The organism is Bradyrhizobium sp. GCM10028915 (assembly GCF_042666195.1).
GTDB lineage: Bacteria > Pseudomonadota > Alphaproteobacteria > Rhizobiales > Xanthobacteraceae > Bradyrhizobium > Bradyrhizobium canariense_D.
Genome location: NZ_JBHTFN010000024.1, coordinates 232,035 through 249,973 on the forward strand (window position 1 = coordinate 232,035; position 17,939 = coordinate 249,973).

20 protein-coding genes are annotated in these 17,939 nt (G+C 64.6%); 12 read left to right on the plus strand and 8 right to left on the minus strand.

All coding sequences use genetic code 11. The features are described 5' to 3' along the window. Positions 1-82 precede the first annotated feature (82 nt). Positions 83-313: a hypothetical protein gene (locus ACFQX9_RS15920; protein WP_026233166.1), complete on the plus strand. Its 231-nt coding sequence runs from the start codon at positions 83-85 to the stop codon at positions 311-313. A 38-nt stretch (positions 314-351) separates the two neighbouring features. Continuing rightward, complete coding sequence (locus ACFQX9_RS15925) at positions 352-750, plus strand: hypothetical protein (RefSeq protein ID WP_018456396.1); 399 nt, start codon at positions 352-354, stop codon at positions 748-750. Between the two features lie 140 nt (positions 751-890). Here the strand turns inward: ACFQX9_RS15925 and ACFQX9_RS15930 are convergent, their stop codons facing one another. Beyond that, the gene (locus tag ACFQX9_RS15930; RefSeq protein ID WP_377789361.1) at positions 891-1,451 is read right to left on the minus strand and encodes an SET domain-containing protein; all 561 of its coding nucleotides are present in this window, start codon (positions 1,449-1,451) and stop codon (positions 891-893) included. 165 nt (positions 1,452-1,616) lie between these two features. Here ACFQX9_RS15930 and ACFQX9_RS15935 point away from each other — a divergent pair, with 165 nt between their 5' ends. Next, positions 1,617-2,237: a hypothetical protein gene (locus ACFQX9_RS15935; protein ID WP_377789363.1), complete on the plus strand. Its 621-nt coding sequence runs from the start codon at positions 1,617-1,619 to the stop codon at positions 2,235-2,237. Positions 2,238-2,255: 18 nt separating this feature from the next. Here ACFQX9_RS15935 and ACFQX9_RS15940 read toward each other — a convergent pair whose 3' ends face one another. After that, on the minus strand, positions 2,256-2,981 hold the full coding sequence (locus ACFQX9_RS15940) for a TetR/AcrR family transcriptional regulator (protein WP_377789365.1): 726 nt from the start codon (positions 2,979-2,981) through the stop codon (positions 2,256-2,258). A 106-nt stretch (positions 2,982-3,087) separates the two neighbouring features. On the opposite strand from ACFQX9_RS15940, the gene ACFQX9_RS15945 reads away from it, so the two are divergent. From ACFQX9_RS15945 to ACFQX9_RS15970, 6 genes are all read left to right on the plus strand, one after another. Beyond that, positions 3,088-4,485: a carotenoid oxygenase family protein gene (locus ACFQX9_RS15945; RefSeq protein ID WP_377789367.1), complete on the plus strand. Its 1,398-nt coding sequence runs from the start codon at positions 3,088-3,090 to the stop codon at positions 4,483-4,485. 41 nt (positions 4,486-4,526) lie between these two features. Then, on the plus strand, positions 4,527-4,796 hold the full coding sequence (locus ACFQX9_RS15950) for a hypothetical protein (protein WP_166517616.1): 270 nt from the start codon (positions 4,527-4,529) through the stop codon (positions 4,794-4,796). Positions 4,797-4,873: 77 nt separating this feature from the next. Then, positions 4,874-5,449, plus strand: a complete 576-nt coding sequence (locus tag ACFQX9_RS15955) for a hypothetical protein (protein WP_085396039.1) — start codon at positions 4,874-4,876, stop codon at positions 5,447-5,449. Between the two features lie 12 nt (positions 5,450-5,461). After that, positions 5,462-6,016, plus strand: a complete 555-nt coding sequence (locus tag ACFQX9_RS15960) for an inner membrane-spanning protein YciB (RefSeq protein WP_085349396.1) — start codon at positions 5,462-5,464, stop codon at positions 6,014-6,016. Between the two features lie 104 nt (positions 6,017-6,120). Continuing rightward, positions 6,121-6,417 carry a hypothetical protein gene (locus ACFQX9_RS15965; protein ID WP_007602176.1) on the plus strand — a complete coding sequence of 99 codons (297 nt, stop codon included), beginning with the start codon at positions 6,121-6,123 and terminating at the stop codon, positions 6,415-6,417. A gap of 14 nt (positions 6,418-6,431) precedes the next feature. Beyond that, complete coding sequence (locus ACFQX9_RS15970; protein WP_377789370.1) at positions 6,432-7,352, plus strand: SH3 domain-containing protein; 921 nt, start codon at positions 6,432-6,434, stop codon at positions 7,350-7,352. Between the two features lie 133 nt (positions 7,353-7,485). Here the strand turns inward: ACFQX9_RS15970 and ACFQX9_RS15975 are convergent, their stop codons facing one another. Then, complete coding sequence (locus ACFQX9_RS15975) at positions 7,486-9,141, minus strand: fumarate hydratase (RefSeq protein ID WP_377789373.1); 1,656 nt, start codon at positions 9,139-9,141, stop codon at positions 7,486-7,488. Positions 9,142-9,387: 246 nt separating this feature from the next. Here ACFQX9_RS15975 and ACFQX9_RS15980 point away from each other — a divergent pair, with 246 nt between their 5' ends. The 3 genes from ACFQX9_RS15980 to ACFQX9_RS15990 all read left to right on the plus strand — a co-directional run bounded on the left by ACFQX9_RS15980 (position 9,388) and on the right by ACFQX9_RS15990 (position 11,111). Further along, positions 9,388-9,861 carry a hypothetical protein gene (locus ACFQX9_RS15980; protein WP_035975114.1) on the plus strand — a complete coding sequence of 158 codons (474 nt, stop codon included), beginning with the start codon at positions 9,388-9,390 and terminating at the stop codon, positions 9,859-9,861. Positions 9,862-10,146: 285 nt separating this feature from the next. Next, positions 10,147-10,320 carry a hypothetical protein gene (locus ACFQX9_RS15985; protein ID WP_018456406.1) on the plus strand — a complete coding sequence of 58 codons (174 nt, stop codon included), beginning with the start codon at positions 10,147-10,149 and terminating at the stop codon, positions 10,318-10,320. Positions 10,321-10,436: 116 nt separating this feature from the next. Next, positions 10,437-11,111 (plus strand): methyltransferase family protein, encoded by a 675-nt coding sequence (locus ACFQX9_RS15990; protein ID WP_377789376.1) that lies wholly within the window; start codon positions 10,437-10,439, stop codon positions 11,109-11,111. 78 nt (positions 11,112-11,189) lie between these two features. On the opposite strand, the gene ACFQX9_RS15995 is transcribed toward ACFQX9_RS15990, so the two are convergent. From ACFQX9_RS15995 to flhB, 5 genes are all read right to left on the minus strand, one after another. After that, entirely contained in the window at positions 11,190-11,897 is a 708-nt protein-coding gene (locus ACFQX9_RS15995) for a glutathione S-transferase (protein ID WP_377789379.1), read from the minus strand. Between the two features lie 185 nt (positions 11,898-12,082). After that, complete coding sequence (locus tag ACFQX9_RS16000) at positions 12,083-12,760, minus strand: lectin (RefSeq protein WP_204511679.1); 678 nt, start codon at positions 12,758-12,760, stop codon at positions 12,083-12,085. A gap of 143 nt (positions 12,761-12,903) precedes the next feature. Further along, positions 12,904-13,911, minus strand: a complete 1,008-nt coding sequence (locus ACFQX9_RS16005) for a Tim44 domain-containing protein (RefSeq protein WP_377789381.1) — start codon at positions 13,909-13,911, stop codon at positions 12,904-12,906. Positions 13,912-14,116: 205 nt separating this feature from the next. Continuing rightward, positions 14,117-16,699 (minus strand): cell cycle histidine kinase CckA, encoded by a 2,583-nt coding sequence (cckA, locus tag ACFQX9_RS16010; protein WP_377789383.1) that lies wholly within the window; start codon positions 16,697-16,699, stop codon positions 14,117-14,119. 155 nt (positions 16,700-16,854) lie between these two features. Beyond that, positions 16,855-17,934: a flagellar biosynthesis protein FlhB gene (gene flhB, locus ACFQX9_RS16015; protein WP_204511681.1), complete on the minus strand. Its 1,080-nt coding sequence runs from the start codon at positions 17,932-17,934 to the stop codon at positions 16,855-16,857. Between the last annotated feature and the right edge of the window lie 5 nt (positions 17,935-17,939).

Here is a 17,939-nt window from a genome sequence, read left to right on the forward strand (position 1 = left end):
AGATTTCGGCCCTTCCATTACGTCGGAGGTAATCGAATTGGGGCTCGGGCCGGCGCATCTTGGGTCGCAACAGGAGACGACCATGATCGCATTGCTGCTCTACCGGACCGTCACAGACCAGCTAGTTCCCTGGGCCATGGCGCTCGCAACCCGGATGCTGGCGCGCAGCCTCAACATGCCGGAGCCGCTGGTGCATTCGACCGGCGACTACGTCGTCGCGCAGGTCACGGCCTTCGAGCACAGCGTCGGCAGGAGCCTCTGCCCGTTCCGCCTCGCCCGCCTGCTCCGCGCCTGGTGGCGTGGATTGCACTGAGTTTCACCTCGAGCCCACCCCAACCATGGAGACCCACGATGATCGACGCATCCACCTTCCTTCGCCGCGCGCTTCTTGCCGACGCGATCTTCAGCGGCGTGGCCGCTCTCGGTTTCACGTTCGGCGCCAGCGCGTTCGCCTCGCTGTTCAACCTACCCGAAGCGCTGCTGCGCGAGACCGGCCTGTTCCTGATCGCCTACACGGCGCTGGTCGGCTGGCTCGCCTCACGCGCCTCCGTGGCAAAGCCGCTCGTGCTGCTGGTCGTGGTCGGCAACGCGGCCTGGACCGTCGGCAGCATTGCGCTGCTGCTCTCGGGCGCGGTGTCGCCGAACCTTGCCGGCGAGCTCATGGTCGTGGCGCAGGCGATCGCGACCGGCGTGTTTGCCGAACTGCAATATGTGGGATTGCGCAGGAGCGGGAGTGTGCTGGCTGCCTGAGGCCACATCACTCGCTGTCGTTGCCCGGCTTGACCGGGCGACCCAGTATTCCAGAGGTAGTCGTCGCATACGGAGCTGCGGCGTACTGAATGCCCCGCTTTCGCGGGGCATGACAGTTATGCCAGAAGCTCGAACTCAGGCTAGGCCCGCGCGCGGCCCTTCGCCTTGCCGACGGCATGACCATTAAGCTTCTTCTTTTTGGCGAACTTCACGCTCGCCTTCTCGGCTTTGCGCTCCGCGCGCGCCTTCACCTTGGCGCGTTCGGCCCGCGCCTCGGCGCGCAGCTTCTTGCGCTTCTTCTCGCAAGATTCGCACTTGCAGCCGATCGGCTTCAGGTAGGCTTTGAAATAATCGGTGCCGTAGTCGTAATTGATCTCGTCGCCCGGCTCGATGTTCCTGATGGCGCGGATGAAAACCTTGCGCTCGCGCGGCCGCACGTCGGATTCGGCGTTGGGCCGGCACGAATGGTTGATATAGCGCGCGAGGTTCTTGCGCACCGAGCCGTCGATGGTCCAGCGGCCGTTGAGCTCGAACAGGTATTTGTTCTCGATGTCGTCGTGCTCGGGAATCCGGGAGTCCAGGATCGGTCCGTAATAACGGATGATCCGGGTGCCCTTCTTGATCGGCTTGGTGGCGAAGAGGCCGAGCCCGGTCTTCGAGCGGCCGACGCGATAAGGTTTGTTCGACGAGGTGGCTGGCATGATCACGAAAAACGAGGACGCGAACGAGGCTGAAAGAGCCCAAGCGAAGCCGCTCTTCTAGAACGATTCCGCGCCGCTGTCAGGTGTCTGTTGACCCCGTTTGAACCTTGCCCACAATCAAGACGTCTGATGGTACGGAGTTCCCACTCGATCAAAGGCGTCGTCATGTTCCGAATCACCACCGCAGGCTTGGCCTTATTGCTCTTGGCCATGTTGCTGATGTGCAATGGTCTCGACCGCGCCGACGCCCGATCCGTGGGCAGCCAATATACCTCGACGGCCACGAAGGATTGCCGCCAGATCGGAAAGCCCAGCGAGCTCGACGGCAGCACCACGCGGGTCTGCAAGGGCAAGGATGGCCTCGTGGTCCTGATCGCCGAAGACGATCTTCGCGAAATCGTCTCCGTCGGCCGCAATCGCGAGGCCGCGGCCGAGGAACCGGCGGCTAAAGTCTGGTTCGCTCCGTTCAACTCGTCCGAAACCACCGTCGAATGGCGCACCGCTGGGGCCAAGCCGTTTGCGATGATCCAGCGCTGGCACATCGCCGATGGCACCGATCCCGACAAGCAGGGGCGGCCGAACACCAAGGCCATGCTCATCGTGACCCGGCTGCCACCCGGCCCCGTCTGCCACGTCGCCTATGTCGACGCGATCGCCAACCCGAACGCCAATGAGCTCGCGCGCAAGGCCGCGGACGAGTTCGCCCGCAGCTTTACCTGCGGCAAGGACGAGGTGAAGATCATAGGCGCACGCGGCCGCGCGGTCGAGCTCGCGACGATGCGCTAGGCGCTCGCCGGCAATCGATCAGGGGCCCGGCGGCTTCCCCGTCACGGGCGACATCAGCATGGCCTCGAGCAGGCGTTCGGGAGTCGTGCCCTCGGGCAGACGCCCCAGAATATCCTCCAGCCGTCCATCGAGCAGCAGCATCGTAAAACCGTGCACCATCGACCAGGCGCGCGCGATCGCAGCGCCCTGATTGAGCGTCAGCGCGTCGCCGCGGATCTGCTCCTGCCGCATCATGCCGACGGCATTGGCGAGCCCGGCAAAGGACGCCTCGGCGGCCTCGTGCAGCGACGGCCTGGAATAGTCGAGGCGCTCGGTGCGGAACATGATGCCGTACATGCCAGGATGAGCCTGGGCATAGGCAACATAGGCTTTCGGCCGCGCCAGCGCGTGCTCGAGCGGGGTGGTGGCGGTGTCAGAGGACGACGCCATCGCCGCATTGAACTGGCGGAAGCCGACGGCCGCGAGCTCACTGAGAAGCCCGGTGAGGTCGCCGAAATGATGGGTGGGCGCGGCATGCGAGACGCCCGCCTCGCGCGCCACCGCGCGCAATGTCAGGCCGGCGAGCCCGTCACGCTCCAGCACCCGTTCGGCGGCCTGGAGCAGCGCCTCGCGCAGCGCGCCGTGGTGATAGGGCGCCTCGGACTTGACGCTCGCCGGTCGTCGCGCGGAACGCGCCGGCGCGCTCGCCTTCTTCAAAATGCGCCCACCGCGCGCGGTTTCTGTCCTGATCTCACTCTTGCCCATGGGCCAGCTATAGGACGCAATATTGACAGTGTAAAGATTTCACTTGACCAGACCCCTCGTACGGCTATTTGATCTTTACGATGTAAAGATAAGGAAGGGATACGCCGTGCAGCAGGACGCCGTTGCCGAACGCCGCCACAACCTCGGTCCAATTCCCTTCGAGGCCGACGCGCCCTTCTTGAAAATCATCGGTGAATTGCCGCGCGAGCTGAACGGCACGCTCTATCGTAACGGCCCCAATCCGCAGTTCGACTCGCCCGGCGCGCACTGGTTCGTCGGCGACGGCATGCTGCACGCCTTTCACCTCGAGAACGGCCGCGCCAGTTATCGCAACCGCTGGATCCGCACGCCGAAATGGCTGGCCGAGCACGATGCCGGCCGCGCGTTGTTCGGGGGCTTCGGCCGCAAGCTGCCGGATGCGCCGCAAGAGCTCACCGACGGCGGCGTCGCCAACACCAACATCATCTTCCATGCCGGCAAGCTGCTTGCGCTGGAAGAAGCCCATCTGCCGACCGAGATCGAGCCGGGCACGCTCGCAACCCGCGGCTATCACAATTATCAGGGCCGTGTCGCCGGCAGCTTCACCGCGCACCCGAAGATCGATCCCCTCACCGGCGAGCTGGTGTTCTTCGGCTACAACGCCGCGGGACCGCTGACGCCTGCCCTCTCCTACGGCTCGATCGACGCGTCCGGCAAGGCGACGCGCTTCGAACGATTCGAGGCGCCCTATCCCAGCATGGTGCACGACTTCATCGTTACCGAGAACCACGTGCTGTTTCCGATCCTGCCCATCACCGGCAGCATGGAGCGCGCGATCAGCGGGCGGCCGCCCTATGCCTGGGAGCCGGACAAGGGCGCCTATGTCGGCGTGATCAAGCGCAAGGGCAGCGCGAAGGACATCGTCTGGTTTCGTGCTGAAGCCTGCTACGTCTTCCACGTCATGAATGCTTGGGAGGACGGTGACCGCATCATCGCGGACGTCATGCAGTTCGAGGAAGCACCACTATTTACGCATCCCGACGGCACGCCCACCAATCCCGAGAAATCCTTCGCTCGCCACTGCCGCTGGACCTTCAATCTTGCCGGGAAGACCGACCGCTTCCAGCAGACCTATCTCGACGATCTCACCGGCGAATTCCCGCGCATCGACGACCGCCGCGCCGGATTGAAGAGCCGTCACGGCTGGTACGCCTGCGCCAATCCGAAGCTGCCGATGTTCGGCGCGCTGTCCGGCGTCGTCCATGTCGATGGCAATGGAACGCGCCTCGGCCATTATCTGCTGCCGGCCGGCGACACCATCTCCGAGCCGGTCTTCGTCGAGCGGTCGAAAGATGCGGCGGAAGGCGACGGCTGGCTGCTGGCGGTGGTCTGGCGCGCGCGGGAAAACCGCAGCGACCTCGCCGTGTTCAATGCCAAGGATGTCGAGGCCGGCCCCGTCGCGCTGGTGCAGCTCGGCCATCGCGTGCCCGACGGTTTTCACGGCAATTGGGTCGGCGCGCGGTAGCTCTCCTCTCGACATCGCTGATGTCACCAATAAGGTCTCTCATGCATATGCCCTCGATCACCGCGGACCGCCTCGCTGTCCTGATCCTGTTCCTGATCTGCGCCGGGATCACGCTCCCGATGATCCGGCCGCGGCGGAGCGGCCAAACCATCTTCAACGGCGGTATCTTGCTCGCCTTCGTCCTCTCGATCGCCTGCGCGTTACCTGTGCTGCCGCACCTGTCCTGGGCCGGCTTCATTGATGAGATGGCCGACCAAGCCGTTGCAGCAATCCAATTTTTGGAAGTCGCTTACGTCATTTTGACACTGTAAAGATTTGACTTGACCACGCCTCGCTGCTGACATATTGATCTTTACACCGTAAAGATAAAGCCGGACCGAGGCGAACCATGGCGATTTTCCTGATCCTCGCGCCCTACGGCGCCTTCACTTTCCTGATGCTGATGACGTCTGCCACGATCAGCGTATTCGTAGCCTCGGCAACCTGTCTGGCCACCGTGGCGATCGATGTCGTGCGCGGTCGCTCGCTGAAGATCCTGGCTATGGGCTCGGCGCTGCTATTCGCCGCAATCGGCCTCCACCTCGCGCTGTTCGACCCGGCGCTTGGCACGCTCGGTGTCAAGCTGTCGGTCGACATCGGCATCTTCGTCATCTCGCTCGGCTCGATGCTGGTCCGGCGTCCCTTCACGCTGCAATACGCGGTCGAATCCGTGCCGGCCGAGACCGCGGCAATGCCCGGCTTTCTCTATGCCAATTACGTCATCACGGGCGCTTGGACCGCGGCTGCGCTGCTGATGGCGGCCGCCAATCTCGTGCTGCTCTATGTCCCCGGCCTGCCGCTCTGGTCGAGCCTTGCGGTCGCCTTCGCCGCCCGCAACAGCGCGATCTATTTCACAAAATGGTATCCCGAATATCGGCAGATCAAGTACGGTGCGCCGGCCAGCCCAATGTCCAACTCCCGCTGAACAGGATCGACGATGAAGGACGTATTCGCCCGCCTCGCCTCCGACCTCTTCTCTGCCATCGTCTTCCTGGTCATCTACATCATCACCGACAACGTCGTCCTGGCAACGTCGGTGGCGATTGCCGGAGCGATCGCGCAGGTGATCTACGCGCGCGTCAAGGGGCAGCAGCTCAATTACATGACCTATGCGAGCGTCGCGCTCGTCGTCGTGCTCGGCACGGTCACGCTGCTGACCAACGATCCCCGCTTCATGCTCGCAAAGCCCTCGATCGCGCATTTCGCGATCGGCGCCATCATGCTCAAGCGGGGCTGGATGCTGCGCTACATGCCGCCGATCGTCGTCGAGACCGTTCCGGAATATGTGACGGCTGCAGGTTATGCCTGGGCCGCGCTGATGTTCGTAATCGGCGCCGGCATGATCGCCGTCGCCTCCACAGGCGATCTGAAGCTGTGGGCGTTCTACATCACGGTGGTCGCGGGCGGCGCCAAGATCCTCGCCTTCGCCGTGCAATACGTCGTGCTTCGCCTCATCGTCACCAGCCGACGACGCGCCGCCGCCCGCGCCTAAATGCCTCCAACGGAGCGTTAGGCGCGAGCGGCGAGTTGCGCTATACGCTCGGCCGGGACTGGCCCGCGGATCGTCGCGGTCCGCCGGGATCTTGGGAGACGCGAATGGCCGTCGACGGCAACTGGACTCTGACCCTGACGACCCCCATGGGCGAGCGCAAGGCGACGCTGAGCCTGACGGCTGCCGGCGGCACGCTCACGGGGACGCAGGGCGCGGAAGGCGATACAGCCGAGATTTTCGATGGCACCGTCAGCGGCGATGCCGTCAACTGGAAGGTCTCGATCACCAATCCGATGCCCTTGACGCTCGAATTCATCGGAACCGTCTCCGGCGACAGCATGAGCGGTGAGATGGGCATCGGCCCGATGGGCAGCTTCCCGTTCACCGGCACGCGCGCCTAAGCGGCGCGGCAACGGTGCGCGCGCTCGGTCTCATCGCGGCGACGATCCTGTGTGTCGCGACACAAGCGGCTAGCGCGGACGACGCCGAACCGGCGTGGCGGGCAAGCGCGCTCGCCATGCTACCGGCAGGCTATGTCGCCGGCACGGCCTATCGAACCGAAGGGTTGACGGGCTACCTCGCCGTCTATCCGATCTCGTCGAACGATCCGAAGTCACCTGCAAGCGTGTTCGCCACGCGCCAGGCTCTCGTGGTCGCGCTGACGCCGGATGCGACGCGCGCAATCTCAGCCGAATTGAAGCCGCGTAGCGGGCCCGATTCTGACAACGACGACACCGACTTCGCAAAGCTGCATGCCGATCTCGCCGCCAGGCGCTCAACGCTTCCCGACGGTACCGAGCCCTGCGATTTCGGCGCATGGTCCGTCGACAAGGATCCTGATGGCCTCAACGTGCGTGCCGAACCATCGATCAAGGCGCGTGTGCTCGGCACGCTTCCGCCGCCCTACCGGCTCAAGCTCGGCGGCAGCGAGAACACGCCGGATGGCGGCTGGCTTACCGAATTCCGCATCATCGGTTTCAAGAACGGCTGGTTTCTGATCGAAGGCGCCAAGCCGCCGGGCAAGGACTACGAGGACGACAAGAAATATCCGCGCAGCGCGCCAAAGCCCTATGCCGGACGCGGCTGGGTCGCCTCCAACAAGGTCGGCGCGTCCTACGCCAATGGCGCGACACGCATGGGCGGCCTGTTCCAAGCACCCTTCGTCGATGCGAAATGGATGCCCGCCCAGCGCGAGCTCGGCGGTCCGATCGACACCGACGGCGGACCGAAGCACATCTTTGCCTGCAGCGGCCTCTGGGGCTTGGTCGAGAGCCAGGACGGCGTCCGCGGCTGGTGGCGCGGGCTGTGCTCCAACCAGGTCACAAATTGTAGTTGAGCGAGTAAGTCTCGTGTCCCGGACGCGACGCAGCGCGAAGCGGTGCATCGCAGAGCCGGGACCCAGCCCGCCATGGGGACCCCGGATCAGCAGCGCATCATTTCATGCTGCGCAGCGTCCGGCGAACGCGGCCTCAGCCCAGATTCAACTCCTTGAAGAAGTCGTTCCCCTTGTCGTCGATGATGATGAACGCCGGGAAGTCGACGACCTCGATGCGCCAAATCGCTTCCATGCCGAGCTCGGGATATTCGAGCACCTCGACCTTCTTGATGCAGTGCTCGGCAAGATTCGCCGCGGCACCGCCGATCGAGCCGAGATAGAAGCCGCCATACTTCTTGCAGGCCTCACGCACGGCCGGCGCGCGGTTGCCCTTGGCGACCATCACCATCGAGCCGCCGGCGGCCTGGAACTGATCGACAAAAGAATCCATACGGCCCGCAGTGGTCGGGCCGAACGCACCGGAGGCATAGCCCTCGGGCGTCTTGGCGGGGCCCGCGTAATAGACCGGATGGTTCTTGAAATAGTCCGGCAGCGGCTCGCCCTTGTCGAGAAGCTCGCGCAGCTTGGCATGCGCGGAATCGCGCGCGACGATCATGGTGCCGGTCATCGATACCCGCGTCTTGGTCGGGTACTTCGAGAACGTGGCAAGGATATCCTTCATCGGCTGGTTGAGGTCGATCTTGACGACCTCGCCGCCGAGCGACTGCTCGACCTCAGGCAGATACTGCGCCGGGTTGTGCTCGAGCTCCTCGAGATAGACGCCCTCCCTGGTGATCTTGCCGAGCACCTGGCGATCGGCCGAGCAGGACACGCCGAGCCCGATCGGGAGCGAGGCGCCATGACGCGGCATGCGGATCACGCGGACGTCGTGGCAGAAATATTTTCCACCGAACTGCGCGCCGACGCCGAGCGACTGCGTCATCTTCAGAATTTCCTGCTCCATCTCGAGATCGCGAAACGCGTTGCCGTCGGGCGAGCCGTGGGTCGGCAGCGCGTCGAGATAGCGAGCCGACGCCAGCTTCACCGTCTTCATGCAGAGCTCGGCCGAGGTGCCGCCGATGACGATCGCGAGGTGATAGGGCGGGCACGCCGCGGTGCCCAGCGTCAACACCTTCTCCTTCAGGAAGGCGAGCAGCCGGTCCTTGGTCAGCACCGAGGGCGTCGCCTGGAACAGGAAGCTCTTGTTGGCGGAGCCACCGCCCTTCGCCATGAACATAAACTTGTAGGCGTCATCGCCTTCCGCGTAGATCTCGCACTGCGCCGGCATGTTGTTGGCGGTGTTCTTCTCCTCGTACATCGACAGCGGCGCGACCTGCGAGTAGCGCAGATTGCGGCGCAGGTAAGCATCGCGCGCGCCTTCCGACAGTGCCGCCTCGTCGTCACCATCGGTGATGACGTTGCAACCCTTCTTGCCCATGATGATCGCGGTGCCGGTGTCCTGGCACATCGGCAGCACGCCGCCTGCAGCGATGTTGGCGTTCTTGAGGAAGTCCAGCGCGACGAACTTGTCGTTCGGGCTCGCCTCGCCATCCTCCAGGATCGCGCGGAGCTGCTTCAGATGACCCGGTCGCAGATAGTGGTTGATGTCGCCAAAGGCCGCTTCCGACAGGGCCCGCAGCGCGTCGCGGGACACCACCAGCATGTCCTTCCCCAAAACCTTCTCGACCCTGACGCCCTCGGACGAGACCTTCTTGTAGGGCGTCTCGTCCTTGCCCAGCGGAAACAGCGGCGTGTGCTTGTAGGGCGGAACGGGCTTTGCGGGATCGGGAAAGGCGGTAGGAGCGTTCATGGGCGGGAATCTCGGGGTTTTGGAGCCCTCGCATGGGCCCCGTTCATAGAAGCGTTCTAAGCTTTTTTGCTGCAAAGGGAAGGCGCTCTGGTGCGGTCGGGGCATCCCGATTCGGCGACACGGCGACCTATTTTCGGCGGCTGTCGGCGGACACCAGGCCCTCATGACGCCAGTGAAGACCCTGGGTGCACCCCTTGCGCTACGCGCGAGACGACGGTTGAATGCGCCCGCTAAGGGGCTTTCATCATGACATTGAACTTACACGTCCGCGGCGCGATCCTGGTCGCCGCCGCCATCACCGGCCTTGTGACCATCGCCTCGCCCGCCCGCGCGGACCGCTGCGATGACAGCGCCAAGGAGCTGGCGAACCAGGTCGATCGCCTCAAGGTGAATTTCCGCGCCGCCAATGTGGTCTACTTGACTCATCCCGCGGCCAAGGAATTGTCCGTGGCTTGCCGTGGCGACAAATATTCGATCGAGCTCTATGCCAAGGGCGATCGCAAGCCCAAGCCGGAGTTCTTTGCGCTGGTGGGGTCGATGGCCGCGATCGTCTTCACCGTGACCAAGGACGATACGACGACGGGCGCGACACGCTGCCTGAAGCGGATGGGGCTCTTGCGCGGCGACAAGATCAGCATGCGCTACCGGCGTCTCAACATGGAATGCACCCGCACCAAGACGGATGCGTCGATCGCGATCACGCGCGGCAAGGACGAATAGGCGGCTCCCGCGCGGTGTGCGTCTGACAGCACACCGCCCATTTCGGACTCCGTCATTGCGAGCGTAGCGAAGCAATCCAGAATCCCTCCGCGGAGACAGACTGGATTGCTTCGCTGCGCTCGCAATGACGAGGAGAGGTCTGTCCTCTCGCGGAAACAGCGCTTGTGGCGGCACGAAAGCGGCCTCCTTTGCCGCACCAGATCCCTCGCATTTTAACGATTGGCTTGAAGGAAATTTCGCGTCTCGCGGCGCAGGGTCAATTGTTCCATACGTGAGGATTTGTGGATGAGCGTTTCTACCGTTTCGCCGCCGCCGATCGCGATCGTGGTGCCGAGCTACGACACGACCAAGCAGCAGGACGATCAGACCAAGACCAAGGACAACGACCCGACCTACAAGCCGCCGCCGCCTGCGCCGCTGCCGCCGGGTCAGGGTACGCGGATCGATCAGCTCGCCTGATCAGCCGCGTCGAAGATGAAATGCCCGATCCGGTCGATCGGGCTTTTCGCGTGTCCGGCCGCATCTTCGCCGGATAGCGGGACCAATATCGTGCGCGGCTACCCTGAGACCTGCGCATGATCGCAAGACTGCTGTTGCAGAGCACGATCACCACCGCCGCCATGGGCGCGCTGCTGTTCGCGTGCGCCGGAACCCTGCACTGGCCGTCGGCTTGGGTGTTCCTCGCGACCTCCGCCCTGCTCGGCCCGCTCTGCGGCTGGTGGCTTTACCGGGTCGACCCCGCACTGCTCGCCGAACGCCTGCGGCCGGTCCTGCAAAAGGACCAGCCCGCTGCCGACAAGGCGTTCATGGCCGTCTTCGTCGTCGCGATGCTGGTCTGGCTGGCGGCGATGGGGCTTGACCGGCGTACGCTGTCCTCCGACATGCCGATGGCGCTGCAGATGCTCGGCCTCGCCCTGTTCCTGCTTTCGACGCTGTTCATCCTCTGGGTTTTCCGCGAGAACTCGTTCGCGGCGCCCGTGGTGAAGCTGCAAGCCGAGCGCGCGCAGCGCGTGATCTCGACGGGGCCTTATGCCCATGTACGCCATCCCATGTACAGCGGCATGATGCTGTTCTTCGCCGGCGTGCCGCTGCTTCTGGGCTCATGGTGGGGACTTCTGATGGCGCCCTTGTTCCTCGTCTTGTTTGCGGTCCGCATTCGCATCGAGGAGCGCACGCTGCGCGAGGGCCTGCCGGGCTATGCCGACTATGTGACGCGCGTGCGCTATCGCCTGCTGCCTGGCGTCTGGTGAGCGCGCGCATCACTCTGTAAATCGCAGAAAAGTGTTCCCTCCGATCGACTGACGTCGGCCGAAGCGTTCGCAGGCGCTCTAGCCATCCAATTCGCGGTAGCGGCGGAAGATGCCCTGCTCGTTGAAGGGAATACGGCGCTCGCTTTCGAGATAAGCCTTGATGTTCGGGCGCGCCGACACGCGGTCGTGCATGCCGACGAGGGCCGGGATATCTGTCTCGAACGCCTTCATCCGCTTCGGAAACGCATAGCGTAGTCCCGCGACGAGCTGGAACAGCGAGAGATCGACATAGGTCAGCTTGCGGCCGGTGACATAGGCGCCGCCATTGTCCTGAAGGAGGTGCTCGAAATAGCCGAGATATTTCGGCACGCGCTCGCCCCAGAAGTCGGCGGTGCGCTTCTTTGCCGGCGGTTTCTGATCTTCGTAGTAGAGCGAGGGCCCGAGCGGGTGATGGGTGTCGTGAATCTCGACCACGAAATCGGTGATCGTCAGCTGGAGCTGATGCACCCAGAGTTGACCCGCTTCCGACTTCGGGGCGAGGGCGTGGCGGGCGCCGAGATAGAGCAGGATGTTCGCGGTCTGGCCGATGACGAGCTTGCCGGCTTTGAGGAACGGCGGCGCAAAGGGCGGCGTGCCCTTGTGTGCGTCCATCATCTTCATCATCGCAGCTGTACCGCGTGGGCCACGCGCCACGTCGATGTAAGCCGCGCCAGCCTCCTCGAGCGCGAGCCGCACATATTCACCGCGGCCCTGGATCTCGGGCCAATAATAGAGCTCGTATTTCATGGAAGGGTCCGTGAGCGTGGAAGCGACAGGACCAATCTATCACGCGCGACAAGGTTCCGTCAGGATCGGGCGGAAGGGCGGCACCACACGCTCCGTCATTGCGAGCGCAGCGAAGCAATCCAGACTGTCACCCTGGAGGGACTCTGGATTGCTTCGTCGCTGCGCTCCTCGCAATGACGGAAGCCTCAATTCGACGCGAAGCAATACAGCAGGCCGTCGCCGCCGGTGCTCTTCAGATCGGCCTGCGAGCAGCCGCCGTCGGGTCCGCGCGAGGGGTGTGCGGTGTTCCAGGATTTGACCGTCGGGTTGGTCGCAGGGCCGTTGATGTCGGAGTGGCCGAGCATCGCCGCGCCTTGCGTACTCGACGTCCAGTTTTTGCAGGTGCGGTCGTCGGGACCCGCAAACGCGGTGCCGTCGGACTGCGATCCCGTGAGAATGTCGTGCCGGTTAGGCTGGTCGCCATAGCCGTTTACAATCTCGCCCTTCTCGGTCAGCGCTGTCTCCTTGCTGATCTTGTTGGCGCTGTGCAAATCGGCCACGTCCTTGGCGATTTCCACGCCCTTGGCGTTCTGCCACGGTCCCTTGCCGATGCGGTCGCGCGCGTTGACGGCCGGCTTGCCGTCGGCGGCCTGCGTGGAGAGATAAGCGCGCCAGGTCTTACTGCCGGCGCCGCCGGCCTGGGCTAGCTTCTGGCACTGCGCATCGGCGCCCTCCAGGCCGCCGAGATCGGCGCCTTTGCCAGGACCGTTGGAAGTCACGAAGAACGTCATGTCGGCCGACTGCGCCTGCGCCGATGGCGCCGCAAGCAAGGCCGCAGCGAGCGCGAGGCCTAAAATCGTCACGGATCTCTCAATGCGGATCATCCTGTCCTCCATTTTGTGGTGTCGTTGGCCGCCAGATTTCAACCCGACGCAGGCCCGCTTATTCCGATGCCGCGATGCGAGACGCCCAAAAGAAAAAGGCGCCGTGCAAGAAGCACGACGCCTTGTTCTCATGTCGTCTGCGGTCAGTTGGTCTGCTGGATCGCCGACAGTTCCCAGGCGCCGCCCGGCCGTCGGGCAAAGGTCCAGACTTCGGTGGCCTCGCCCGGCTGCTCGCTGCCGGCGACAATTGCGCCGGTATTGCGGTCGAGCGTCTTGTCAGTCAGCGCGAAGCGCAGCGCCACCGTCGCGTAATCGGTCTCGCCTTCGCGCCAGGATTCCGCGAGGTCGCCCTGCAACAGCGTGACGTCGCTGACCTTGTTGACGACGTTGCGTGCGCGGTTCTGGCCGAGGTCCTGCTCGAAATAGGAGACCATTTCCGGCGTCGCGAGCGTGTGCAGCTTGGCCACGTCCTCGTTGGACCAGGCGGACTGGACGTCGCCGAGCAGGCGCTCGAACGCCTCATAGTCGTCCGGCTTGATCTCGAGCGGCGCGTTGTTGTTGGCGCCGAAGCCGAAGCCGCCGCCAAGACCACCACCAAGACCACTACGGTTGTTCGCCTGCGGTCCCGGACCGGCACTGGCGTCAGCATTGGCATAGGCCGCCTGCGGGCTGTGGCGGCGCTGCCACCAGGACATCGCCAGCCGAACCACGACCACCACGAGCACGATCTGGATGATCAGGCCGATGATCGACGACAGGCCGCCGAGGCCGCCGAACAGGCCACCGCCGAACAGCATGCCGAGCAGGCCCGCGCCGAGGAAGCCGGCCGCAAGGCCGCCCATGAAGCCGCCGGCCCGGCCGAACAGGCCGCCGCGCGCGGGCGCAGCTGCGGCCGAATTCATGCCTGCACCCGGCTGGGTGTAGGTGCGGTTGAACTGCGAGGTCGAGCCTGGCGCGGTCGTGGTTGACGGCGGGGCCGAATAGGTGCGCGAACCGCGCGAACCCGACGACATGCCGCCACCGACGCGCGCGTCGGCGGACGAGATCGCCAGCGCAGTCGGCAGCGCAAGCGCCAGCACGACGGCAATCGTCTTGAAGAGACTGCGGGAGCGTTGCGAGAAATTCATGTTGGTTTCCCAGATCCCCGGCATGGGGACGTGCCCCTAAGATGGGCGGCCTTCCGTAAAAAGGAAGCCACTATCGGAACTTGTGACTGCGGCCCTCAGTCGCGGGGATGTGGCAAAAGCCCATCTTTGGCGGCAGCTTGGCCGGGTATGCGAAGGCGCCGCGGTCGCGGGTTACCGGTGGCTTTTGCGACGGGAATTCCGCTTTTCCGTCGTCATTGCGTTGAGGCCCTCACCCCGCCTTCGCCATCGTCTCCTTCACGGCCGCCACGAGCTGGCTCAGCGTGAACGGCTTGGGCAGGAAGTCGAACTGCTGACCTTCGGGCAGGCTCTTCTCGAATGCGTCTTCCGCGTAGCCGGAGACGAAGATGAACTTGATGTCGGGGTTCTTCTCGCGCATCGCCTTGAGCAGCGTCGGGCCGTCCATCTCCGGCATCACGACGTCGGACACGACGAGATCGATTCCGCCACTCTGCTCTTCCAGCACCTCCAGCGCCTCGACGCCGTTCTCGGCCTCGACCACGGTGTAGCCGCGCGAGCGCAGGCCGCGTGCGTTGAGCGCGCGCAGACCCTCCTCGTCCTCGACCAGGAGGATGGTGCCTTGTCCGGTGAGATCGGTGCGGGGCTTGGCGTCCGCCGCGGACCCGGCGTCCTTCGCGGCACCATTGCTGGCGCCCACGACCGGCGCCTGCTGCTCGACCTGCACCTCCGCCTCGGCATGATGGCGCGGCAGGAATATCTGGAACGAGGTGCCCTGCCCCGGCTCGGAGTCCACGTAAATGAAGCCACCGGTCTGCTTTACGATGCCGTAGACGGTGGAGAGCCCGAGGCCGGTGCCCTTGCCGACTTCCTTGGTCGAGAAAAACGGCTCGAAGATCTTGTCGCGGATATCGGCGGGGATGCCGGTACCGGTGTCGGCGACCTCGATCCGCACGTAGTCCGCTGCCGGCATGCCTTTGTAGGCCAGCCTGGCCGCTTCTTCGGTGGTGACGTTGGCGGTGCGGATGATCAGCTTGCCGCCGTCGGGCATGGCGTCGCGCGCGTTGACCGCGAGGTTGACGATGACCTGCTCGAACTGGGAGACGTCGACCTTGACCGGCCAGAGATCGCGGCCGTGGATGGTCTCGTGCTTGACCTTCTCGCCGATCAGGCGGCGCAGCAGCATGGCGAGATCGGAGAGCGCATCGCCGAGGTCGAGCACCTGCGGCCGCAGCGTCTGCCGGCGCGAGAACGCCAGCAATTGCCGCACCAGCGTGGCTGCCCGCGTCGCATTCTGCTTGATCTGCATGATGTCCTGGAACGACGGGTCGGTCGGCTTGTGCGCGTTCAGCAGGAAGTCGTTCGCCATCATGATGGCGGAGAGCACGTTGTTGAAGTCGTGGGCGATGCCGCCGGCGAGCTGGCCGACAGTCTCCATCTTCTGCGACTGGTTGATCTGGTTCTCCAGCGCGCGCCGCTCGGTGGTCTCGAGCATGTGCACGATGGCGGCTTCCGCGTCGTTCTCGGCCGCGTCCACCGGCGTGACGAAGAACTGGCCCCAGCGCTCTTTGGTTCCTTCGAGCGCCACTTCGACCGGCGCGACGTCGGCCTGGCCCTCCGCGGCCTGGTTGATAGCCGCGATCAAGAGATGCCGGTCGCGCGAATTGACCGCGCGGAAGATCGACTTGCTGGCGCTGTCGAGCCCCAGCGCCTGCCCGAGCTTGGCGTAGCGCGCATTGGCGCGCACGACATTGCCGCCACGGTCTACCGTCGCGATCGCCATCGGGGTATGATCGAAGAAGCGCATGAACCGCACTTCGGCGGCGCGGTCCGGATCGCTGCGCTCGTCGCGAGCACGGCTGATCACCAGCGTGCGCGACGGCCCCGGCGCGCCGTCGGCGCCGAAGGCGAGCTTGTGATAGAGCCGCACCGGCATGGTCTTGCCGGTGCGCATGCGCAGGTCGATATCAAAGACTTCCGTCTTGACCTCGCCCGGCACCGCCACGATCGCGGTGAGCAGCGAAGCACCATCGCCGGAGACGATGTCGGTGAGCTTCAGCCCGCCCGAGCCGATCTCGGCGAGGTCGTAGTCGAGCCAATTCGCCAGCGTCGCGTTGACGTAAGCGAGTTCGCCGGCCGGATTGACCGAGAAGAAACCGCAGGGCGCGTGATCGAGATATTCGATCGCGTGCTGGAGTTCCTGGAACACGTCCTCCTGGCGCTCGCGATCGCGGGTAATGTCGGCGATCGACCACACCGCGTATCTCGTCTCGCGCTTGCCGGTGCCGAGGGGCCGCACCCGCATGCGCAGCCAGCGGCCCTGGCTGCCGTCATGGCCGGAGATGCGCACCTCTTCCTGCTGCCGCTTGCCTTCGCGCGCGGCTTTCAACAGGCGGAACACCGCTTCGGAGACGTCGGGGTTGCCGATGAAAACGCGTTCCACGGGGCGCACGTCCTGTGGCCCGGCGGCGCCGGTCAGCGTCAGATAGGCCGCATTGGAATAGACCACATGGCCGCGCGGGTCGGTCACGGCGAGGCCATCGAAGGCGTGGTCGGCGATGCGCCCCATCACGGGATCGTCGAGATTGCGGTCGACGAAGCGGATGATGCCGGCGGCGAAGGCGAACAGGTTGAACAGGCCGACCATCGCCAGCACGGCGAGGATACCGAGGATATAGGGCTGGGCCTGCGCGCGCCCGAGCGTCATCAACCCGACGGCAACGGCGACGAGGCCGGCGGCCACCAGCAGCACCAGCGCAATGCTGCCCGAGCGCGGCGACGGCTCGTGCGCCGCAACGGGCTCGCGTGTGAGGTCGTGGTCGGTCTCGGCAGTCATCTCAAGCTGGCACAAGCCTGTCGGCAGAGAATCAACGCGCTACAGGGCGCGCAGGGTCCTCCCTGCCTGAATCGGACCCGCAGGCGCAAGGGCAGCAGGGGCGAAAGGTACGCTGATTCCCAGATTACGGCCATTTCCAGTACTTTTCAGGGGTTTTATTGCCGGGTGGCACCGAATCCGCTCTTTAGACGCATGACGTAGCCGATGACTTCGGCGACCGCATGGTAGTGCTCGGTCGGGATTTCCTCGTCGATCTCGACGGTGGCGTAGAGCGCGCGGGCGAGCGGCACGTTCTCGACGATCGGGATGTCGTGCTCGCGCGCGATCTCCCGGATCTTGAAAGCGAGGTTGTCGACGCCCTTGGCGACGCAGATCGGCGCCGACATGCCGCGCTCGTAGGACAACGCGATCGAATAGTGGGTCGGGTTGGTGATGATCACCGAGGCCTTGGGAACCGCCGCCATCATGCGCTTCTTGGAGCGCTGCTGGCGCAGTTGCCTGAGCTTGCCCTTGATGTGCGGGTCGCCTTCGGACTGCTTGTACTCTTCCTTGATCTCCTGGAGCGACATCTTCTGCCGCTGGAACCAGCTGCGATACTGGAAGAAATAGTCGCCGATGGCGATGATCGCGAGCGCCGCGACCACCGCGGCGAGCAGATGAATGGTCAGGCTGGTGGAGGCGCCGAGCAGGGAGGCCGGATCGAGCCTGACCATCGCCTCCATGCGATGCCGCTCCGGCCACAGGATCACGGTCATGACCGCGCCGAGCACGATCAGCTTGCCGAGACCCTTGAGGAAGTTCGCCGCCGCTTGCTTGCCGAAGATGCGCTTGAGGCCTTCGGCAGGCGACAGCTTGCTGAACTTGGGCTTGAGGGATTCGGCCGACCAGACCAGGCGGTGCTGCAGCACGTTGCCGGCAATTGCCGCCAGCACCAGCATCAGTAGCGGCACGCCCACCGCCGCCAGCACCGCGACTTCGATCTGCTGCATCAGGGCGAGCAGAGCCCTGCCGTCGGTCTTGATCATCCAGGAATTGGCGAGCAGGTTGCGCATCGGCGCCAGCAGTCCGCTGCCAACCGATCCCGAGAAGCTCGAGACGACGAGCGTGGCGCCCGCGATCATGAACCAGGTGTTGATCTCCTGGCTCTTGGCGACGTCACCGCGTTCGAGCGCCTCTTCGAGACGTTTTTGCGTCGGGTCTTCTGTTTGACTCTCTGGATCGTTGTCTTCCGCCATCGATC